Consider the following 8,874-nt stretch of genomic DNA (forward strand, 5'->3'; position numbering starts at 1 on the left):
GACGGTTTGTTCAAAAATATTTTGGCCTTCTAACAACAGCTCCCGCCGAGCCCCGAGCAACGCGAAGCAGGGGCTCGCCCGGATCGCCCGCGGCATTGATATCTCTCGTGAGCACTGAACGCCAAAGGTCCTTCCCAAATTCTCCCAGCGGTACGTCGAGAACAGCTTCGAGGGATGTGCGCGACGCTCTCTGCGATCCGGATCGCCCTCTTCAGTGCCGGCCAGGACAAAAAAGCTCCGAAACGACGCCAATCGGTATAGAATAACACCCCCTCGGAATCCCAATGTGGGGGAATCCAGATCGAGAGTTTGACGTCACTTATGCCTTCACCTGAAGAAGTCGCCTTCATCTTCCCCGGCCAGGGTTCGCAGACGGTGGGCATGGGCCGCAAGTTGGCCGACACCTACCCGGTCGCGCAGCAGACATTCGAGGAGGCCGACGCGGCGCTTGGCTTCAAGCTCTCCCAACTCTGCTGGGAGGGTCCGGAAGAAAAACTCCGCCTGACGGAGATCACGCAGCCGGCGATTCTCACGGTGTCGGTCGCCGCTTTGCGAGTTCTGCGGGAGAACGGAGTCGCGCCGGCGATCGCGGCGGGCCACAGTTTGGGCGAATACTCGGCACATGTTGCCGCCGGAACGCTGGAATTCGAAGATGCGGTCCGGACGGTACACCATCGCGGGCGGTACATGCAGGAAGCGGTGCCGGTGGGCGAAGGGGCAATGGCCGCGGTGATCGGAATGTCGATCGATCAGGTGCAGCAGATTTGCGACGAATCGGCGCAAGGTAAGGTATGTCAGCCGGCTAACATCAACTCGCCGGACCAAATCGTCATCTCAGGAAGTAAGGACGCGGTCGAGCGCGCGGCGGAACTGGCGAAGCGACGGGGAGCGAAGAAGGCCATCATGCTGCCGGTGAGCGCGCCCTTTCATTCCGCGCTCATGCAACCAGCGCAAGACCGCCTGGCGCCTGACCTGAAGACATTGAAGTTCCTGCATATGAGCGTGCCGGTCGTCACCAACATTGACGCCGAAGTTGTATCCGATCCGGAGAAGGCGCGCGACGCGCTCATCCGCCAGGTGTCCGGCGCGGTTCAGTGGGAGCGCTGCATGCGCGTGCTGATCGAACGTGGCATTTCGAAGTTTATCGAGGTCGGGCCGGGCAAAGTTCTGTGCGGCCTGATGCGCAAGATTGACCCGTCCAAGACCTGCGTGAACGTGGAAGACGAAACGTCGATGCAGAGAGTGGCATAGGCGCAACCACTCACTGGTGGAGCGGGTTTCGCCGTGCCTGAGCGGGCAAGCGGTTGCGCTGGTTCATGGGCCCGAGCCAGGATCTTTTGCCGTCAGCTACGCGCGCTTCTCGACACGGTACGGCTTGGCCGGTTGATAATCGCCCGGAACGGTGCGGGATGAAATGCTCAGACGGTTCCAGGCATTGATGGTAGCGACGGCGAGCGTCAGGTCCGACAATTCCTTCTCGCTGAAGTGCGGACGCACTGCTTCATAAACCTCATCTGGCACGTGGCCGTTGGCGATCAGCGTAACGGCCTCCGTCCATGTCAGAGCGGCGCGTTCACGATCGCTGTAGAACGGACATTCGCGCCAAGCGTCCAGCGAATACAACCGCTGTTCGTTTTCTCCGATCGTTCGCGAGTCCTTCCAATGCATGTCCAGACAGTAGGCGCAGCCGTTGATCTGCGACGCGCGCACGTAGATCAGATTAAGCAAGCGCTCTTCCAGTCCGCATTCGTGAAGATACTGTCCCAAACCGAGCATGGCTTTGACTGCTCCGGGGGCAGCTTTGGCATAGCTGAAACGCGCTTCCATAAATCCTCCTGTGGGTTGGCCCATAAATACTTGGATGACCGGATTGAACGGTACGCACGAACGGCGGCCATTTTTTTTCTTTGACTGTTTGGGGACGAGTGCTGGCAGTGAGAAACGACGGCACCAAGTAAATTGCCCCGAATCCTTCCCAGTAAGTCGCGAATCAAACTTGATCATTGGCCTGTAGGGCCTGGGGCGAGGAGACAGAGCATCTATTCCCGTTCCACAAGAAACGCCACTCCGTCGCTCGTTGTCGCGAATGAAGCATCGGTGCTGATTGCCAGCACTGCCTCATGGACTGCAAACACTTTTCTTCTGAGCAGGGAGAACTCATGGCGAAAAGAATGATCCTGATGTTGGGTGTGACGGCGTTACTGCTCGCGACCTTGGCTTTCGTAAAATTCAAGCAAGTTGGGTCGGCGGCGCATGCCGCCGCGTTTCAGCCGCCTCCGGAAGCGGTCACGAGCATTGTCGCGGGACGCCAGCAGTGGCCGGCAACAATGGGCGTGATCGGCACCATGGAGGCCGTGCGCGGGGTCACGGTCAGTGCGGACCTTCCCGGCGTCGTCGAGCGAATCTTGTTTGACTCGGGGCAGCCGGTCCGCGCAGGAGACGTGCTGGTCGAGCTCGATACCCGGCAAGAGCGAGCCCAACTGGCTTCGCTGGAGGCACAGCGCGACTTGGCGCGTGTGAACTATGGCCGGATGCAGCAATTGGTGAATGCGGGCGTGATCTCTCGGATGGAGTACGACCAGGCGACGGCTCAGCAAAAGGCCACCGAAGCAAATGTGGCGGAGGTCCGTGCCACGATTGAGCGAAAAACCATCCGCGCCCCCTTTACCGGAATCCTGGGCATCCGCAAAGTCAACCTCGGGCAGTACCTTGCAGCCGGCAGCGCGGTGGTGCCGCTGCAGTCCTTCAACCCGATTTATGTGGACTTCGGCGTACCCCAGCAGGCAGCCGGACAAGTGAGAGTCGGCGGCAACTTGCGCGTCGTCTCGGAAGATCTCGCGGGCCACGTGTTCACGGGCCGCGTCACGGCTCTCGATTCGGTGGTGGACGAAACGACCCGAAATGTTCAAGTGCAAGCGACGCTCTCCAATCCGGAAGGAAAATTGCGCCCCGGCATGTTCGTTCAGGTGGATGTGGGCCTGGGAGCAAGCCGCACGGTGATTACACTGCCGGCATCCGCGATCAGTTACGCCCCGTATGGCGACTCGGTCTTTATCATCACGGATCTCAAGGATCAGAACGGCAAAACCTACCGCGGCGTGCGCCAACAGTTCGTCAAACTGGAAGGGTCGCGCGGCGACCAGGTGGCGGTCGTTTCGGGCGTGAACCCTGGCGATGAAGTTGTGACCTCGGGCGTGTTCAAGCTGCGCAACGGCGCCGCCGTCCAAGTCAACAACAAAGTCCAGCCCGGAAACAATCCGGCTCCCAAGCCCGAGGACAGCTAAATGAAGTTCACGGACCTGTTCATCAAGCGGCCGGTCCTGGCGATCGTCGTCAACCTGGTTATCCTGATCGCCGGCCTGCAGGCGATCCGCTCGCTGAGCGTGCGTCAGTACCCGCGCAGCGACATCGCGGTGGTCCAAGTCTCGACGACGTATGTGGGGGCCAACGCGGACTTGGTACGCGGATTCATCACCACCCCGCTGGAGCGCGTGATTGCCAGTGCCGACGGCATCGACTACATGGAATCTTCGAGCGCTCAGGGCCTCAGCACGATCACCGTGCACCTGAAGCTCAACTACGACACCAACGCGGCGCTCACGCAGATTCAGGCCAAGGTAGCCCAGGTACGCAACGATCTGCCGCCTGAGGCCGAGGCGCCGGTAATCGATCTGCAAACGGCGGACAATCAGTTTGCTGCGATGTATTTAGACTTCTCGTCGGCCGAGCTCGATCAGAACCAGATTACCGACTATCTGACGCGCGTCGTACAACCCAAGCTGAGTGCCGTCAGCGGAGTGCAGCGCGCCGATATCCTCGGCGACCGTACTTTCGCGATGCGGATTTGGCTGAAGCCCGACAGAATGGCGGCACTCGGCATTGCGCCGTCCGCAGTCCACGACGCGTTGGCGCGGAACAACTACCTCTCCGCACTCGGCAGCACCAAGGGCTCGATGGTTTCGGTGAACCTGGTTGCCAACACCAACCTGAGCACGCCGGACGAATTCCGCCAACTAGTCGTGAAGCAGGACAAGGGAGTCATCGTTCGCTTGGGAGAGATCGCGGACGTTGTACTCGGCGCGGAGAATTACGATCAGGAAGTGCGCTTCAACGGGGAGACGGCGACCTTCATGGGAGTTTGGGTGCTTCCGACCGCCAACTCGCTGGAAGTGATCAAGCACGTGCGAGAGGCGATTCCCGGCATTCAGGCGCAGTTACCTACGGGGATGAAGGTTGGCATCCCGTACGACTCGACCGCGTATATCCAGGACGCCATCAACGAGGTGCTCCGGACGCTCACCGAGACCCTGGTGATTGTCATTGTGGTGATTTTTCTCTTCCTGGGGTCGTTCCGTTCCGTGCTCATCCCGGTCGTCGCCATCCCGATTTCATTGATTGGCGCCGTGTTCCTGATGCTCGCGGCCGGCTTCACCATTAATCTGTTGACCCTGCTTGCCATCGTGCTCTCGGTGGGCCTCGTGGTGGATGACGCGATCGTGATGGTGGAGAACGTCGAGCGGCACATTCACTTGGGTAGTCCTCCGTCACGGGCCGCCCTCGAAGCCGCCCGCGAGTTAGTGGGCCCGATCATCTCGATGACCATCACGCTGGCCGCGGTGTATGCGCCCATCGGGATTCAAGGCGGCCTGACCGGAGCGCTGTTCCGCGAGTTCGCGTTTACTCTCGCGGGGGCCGTCATCGTATCTGGAATCGTTGCGCTGACGCTTTCCCCAATGATGGGATCGAAGTTGCTGCGCGCGGGCGCCAGCGAGCGCGGCTTCGCCGGCATGATCAATCGCCACTTCGAGCGCGTGCGCCAGTTGTACACGCGAAACCTGGCCGGGACGCTCCGCTACCAGCCAGTGATTCTCACGCTATGGGCGATCGTGGTCCTGCTGATGATTCCGTTCTACATGTTCTCGCAGCGGGAACTGGCGCCAGCCGAGGATCAGGGGGTAGTCTTCGGGGTCATCCAGGCTTCGCCGAACTCGACGATCGATCAGACGAACCTGTATACGAAGCAATTGTACGACGTCTATCGCGCTTTCCCGGAGAGTCAAAGCATCTTTCAGATCACGTCGCCGACGGGCGGCTTCGGCGGCATGGTGACGAAACCGTGGAGCGAAAGAAAAAAGACGGCGCAACAACTGTTGCTGGAATCCACCGGGCCGCTGTCGAAGATCGCGGGCATCCGAGTGATCCCGCTAACTCCGCCCTCATTGCCTGGTGGCGGAAATTTCCCGGTTGATTTCGTGATTGCCTCGCCGGCCGAGCCACAGCAACTTGTCGGCTTCGCCAAGCAACTTGTGGGCAAGGCCTTTGCCAGTGGCCTGTTTATCTACGCCGACTCTGACCTGAAGTTCGACCAGCCGCAGGCCGAAGTCGTATTCGACCGAGACAAGCTCCGATCCCAGGGGGTTGATCTAAGCCAGGCCGGCCAGGATCTTTCCACGCTCCTCGGCGGGAACTACGTCAACCGCTTCAGCATTCAGGGGCGGAGCTACAAGGTCATTCCGCAGGTCAAGCGCGCGGAACGATTGACGCCCGAACAACTCTCGCAAATCTACATAACCGGATCGCAGAACAAGCTCGTGCCGCTGTCCACGTTTGCCAGCCTGCGAACCACAACCGAGCCGCGCGAGCTGAAGAAGTTTCAGCAGCTCAATGCGGTGCGCATCCAGGGCGTGATCCCGCCAGGAGTGCCGCTGGATCGAGCGCTGCGAGTGCTGGAAGACGAGGCCAAGACAATCCTGCCGCAGGGTTTCACGGTTGACTACGCGGGCGAGTCACGCCAGCTCCGCGTCGAAGGCAGCAAGTTTCTCGGCACTTTCTTGTTGTCGGCGATCTTGATTTACCTGGTGCTGGCGGCGCAGTTCGAGAGCTTCCGCGATCCGCTCATCATTCTTGCAGGCTCGGTGCCGCTCGCTCTTTCCGGAGCGCTCCTGTTCTCGTTCCTGGGCCTGACGACGCTCAACATCTACAGCGAGGTTGGCCTGATCACGCTGGTCGGTTTGGTGTCGAAAAACGGCATCCTGATTGTGGAGTTTGCCAACCAATTGCAGGAGAAAGGGAGCGACAAGCTGGCTGCGATTATCGAGGCGGCCGGGACACGATTGCGGCCAATCCTGATGACGACGGCAGCCACCGTGCTCGGTCACTTTCCCCTGGTGCTGGCCAGGGGCCCAGGAGCTGGAGCTCGAAACAGCATCGGCATCATGCTGGTGAGCGGCATGATCATCGGAACATCATTTACGCTGTTCGTAGTGCCCTCCATCTACATGCTGGTGGCTAAGACGAGGGTACCGACTGCAGAGCAGGATGTGGACTCGGAAACTGCGCTCTCCGCACCGACCGACGTTGCAGCCTAGGGAGAAAGTTCCGCTAGCGGCCGTGGGAAAGACCACTGAGCATGAAGATCTTAGTTACAGGTAGCAGCGGTCATTTGGGCGAAGCGTTGGTTCGCACCTTGAGGAACACCCACCGCGAAGTCATCGGCATCGACATTGTTCCCTCGGAGTTCGCGGACGAGGTTGGGTCAATCGTTGACCGGCAATTTGTCAAACGATGCACGGAAGGTGTCGGCGCTGTAATCCATACTGCGACCCTGCACAAACCCCACGTCGTCACGCACAGTCGGCAGAGCTTTGTTGACACCAACATCACGGGCACGCTGAATCTTCTGGAGGAGGCCGCGATTGCCGGTGTTGGCTCGTTTGTGTTCACCAGCACGACCAGTGCCTTCGGGCGCGCGCTCAGTCCGCCCCCTGGAAGCCCGGCGGCCTGGGTGACCGAGGATGTTACTCCTGTTCCACGGAACATCTATGGCGTAACCAAGACCGCGGCCGAAAACTTCTGCGAGTTATTCCATCGGAAGCTTGGGCTCGCGTGCCTCATCTTGAGAACCTCGCGGTTTTTTCCTGAAGAGGATGACCGCGAAGAGACGCGCAAGGCCTACGACGATGACAACATCAAGGTGAACGAATTTCTCTACCGACGCGTGGATCTGGAAGACGTAGTGAGCGCTCATCTGCTCGCTATCGAGAAGGCTCCCATAATCGGCTTCGGCCGTTATATTGTCAGTGCGACCACACCGTTTTCGCAGGACGATCTGTTCGACTTGCGCGCCAACGCACCCCTGGCGCTGAAGCGAAGGGTTCCGGACTATGAAGCTGAGTACGCGCGCCGCCGCTGGAAGATGTTTCCCGGCATCGACAGGGTGTATGTCAACCAACGAGCCCGGAACGACCTCGGTTGGCGACCCCGATATGATTTCAGGTACGTGCTCGACACGCTGAGCGCTGGCTCTGATCCGCGCAGCCCGCTCTCGCGCACCGTGGGGTCCAAGGGTTACCACTCCCGCAAGTTTGCAGCAGCGCCATATCCCGCTGCCGATTTCGAGGTGTCGTCACCGGTCGGCGCGGATACGAGTTACACACCGTACGGGACATATACGACTATTCCAAGCGGCACGCAGCTTGCAATCCGAACCAATGAGGTCATCGATTCTGCAAAGAGCGTGTCAGGACAGAACTTTTCCGCGGTGATGTACGCGGACGCCGTGGACAGCTCAGGCGCGATTGCAATTCGGAAGGGTTCCGACGTTGAATTGGCAATTCGAAGCACGACTGGATCCGATCTGATGTTGGACATCGATTCCGTGACAGTAGGAGGACAGCGCTACGTCGTCAGTGCCAGCGACTTGAAACAGAAGGGCGGTGAGGGTATTGGAGCAAACCGCCGGACCGCAGAAATGGTTGGCGGCGGTGCAGCGGTGGGCGCCGTCATTGGCGCTATTGTGGGCGGCGGGAAAGGTGCCGCCATCGGTGCGGGTGTCGGCGCAGCCGGCGGTGCCGGAGTGGTAGTCCTAACCAAAGGCAAGGCAGTGAGAGTCCCGGCGGAAACTATACTGACCTTCAAACTCGATGCGGACCTGCGTTTGCAACCGGCTCGTTAGCAGCCTAATCGCATGCGTACATGACGATCACGCCTGAAGCACCGTTGTCTCCGCAAAACGGCTCCCCCTCGGGGGGAGCCTTTCTGTTGTTCACCGCGTCTCTAGCGGGCGCCGCTGGACGCCCGTCTTGGTGTTAACTGATGTTTAGAAAAAGGCAGTGAGGCACTGAGGAACAACGGGGGTACTCTCCGCTCTGAATTGGAGGCAAACGGGGTGGAACGATACACTACATTCGCGCAGGCGCTTGCGGCGGTGTCAATGATCTCCACCCGGCCTTTCCCGGCCGCCGGCGGTCTGCCGGCTCTCCCCTCGGCACCAAACTGGCATTCAAATCCCATAGTTCACCGCGTCCGCCGCAAACGCCAGCGGTTTCCTCCCACTCTACTTTATCGAAAACGCCTCGGACGGAGTCTTCATCCATTCGTTCCGGATCCTGCCCCGAGGCATTTCCGATCAAGGCCAGCGACCATCCGGAGGTGGCTAGTTCGGTGCAGTGGGTCGGGACTCGGTGGATCGGATATTGACGCCAGCAAGCGTGTACTGCCCCAATATGCGGACTGTCGCGACAGCGTCGAAGGTAACGGGTACCCACATACCACCGAGTTGCGCAAATTGCAGAGTGATATGAATGTTCTTGAGCCAAAAGGAGGGGCTCTTGGCGGGGACTCCTTCAATTCGGCGGATACGGAAAGTGCTCGCATCTACCCAGATCTGCCCGCGCAAAAGGGACTTATCCTTCCTCTTCGGGACGATCCCCAAAACGTACTCAGGAACGGAGAGCGTCCCGCTTTTAGTTGGAGGTTGAAGAGCGGCGCTCGGGATCATGTTACGCGACCTCCTGCTTAGTCGCAGCTTTTTCTGTTTCTCCTCTTCCTAGGATTGCTCTCAGTTGCCAGATGTCCTTCCAGCCCATGATGCGG

At 59.6% G+C, this 8,874-nt stretch carries 5 protein-coding genes; 4 read left to right on the forward strand and 1 reads right to left on the reverse strand.

The window, feature by feature from the left end; genetic code table 11:
* Nucleotides 1-321: 321 nt before the first annotated feature.
* Nucleotides 322-1,251 (forward strand): ACP S-malonyltransferase, encoded by a 930-nt coding sequence (gene fabD / locus LAN64_15305; protein ID MBZ5569205.1) that lies wholly within the window; start codon nt 322-324, stop codon nt 1,249-1,251.
* 96 nt (nt 1,252-1,347) lie between these two features.
* Here the strand turns inward: fabD and LAN64_15310 are convergent, their stop codons facing one another.
* Nucleotides 1,348-1,827 (reverse strand): carboxymuconolactone decarboxylase family protein, encoded by a 480-nt coding sequence (locus LAN64_15310; GenBank protein MBZ5569206.1) that lies wholly within the window; start codon nt 1,825-1,827, stop codon nt 1,348-1,350.
* A 332-nt stretch (nt 1,828-2,159) separates the two neighbouring features.
* On the opposite strand from LAN64_15310, the gene LAN64_15315 reads away from it, so the two are divergent.
* Genes LAN64_15315 through LAN64_15325 form a run of 3 tightly spaced genes read left to right on the forward strand, consistent with a single transcriptional unit; the run spans nt 2,160 to nt 7,954 of the window.
* Nucleotides 2,160-3,284 carry an efflux RND transporter periplasmic adaptor subunit gene (locus LAN64_15315; protein MBZ5569207.1) on the forward strand — a complete coding sequence of 375 codons (1,125 nt, stop codon included), beginning with the start codon at nt 2,160-2,162 and terminating at the stop codon, nt 3,282-3,284.
* Entirely contained in the window at nt 3,285-6,368 is a 3,084-nt protein-coding gene (locus LAN64_15320) for an efflux RND transporter permease subunit (GenBank protein MBZ5569208.1), read from the forward strand.
* Nucleotides 6,369-6,409: 41 nt separating this feature from the next.
* Nucleotides 6,410-7,954 (forward strand): NAD(P)-dependent oxidoreductase, encoded by a 1,545-nt coding sequence (locus LAN64_15325; protein ID MBZ5569209.1) that lies wholly within the window; start codon nt 6,410-6,412, stop codon nt 7,952-7,954.
* Nucleotides 7,955-8,874 lie beyond the last annotated feature (920 nt).

This window comes from Terriglobia bacterium (genome assembly GCA_020073185.1).
Taxonomy (GTDB): domain Bacteria; phylum Acidobacteriota; class Terriglobia; order Terriglobales; family Acidobacteriaceae; genus JAIQGF01.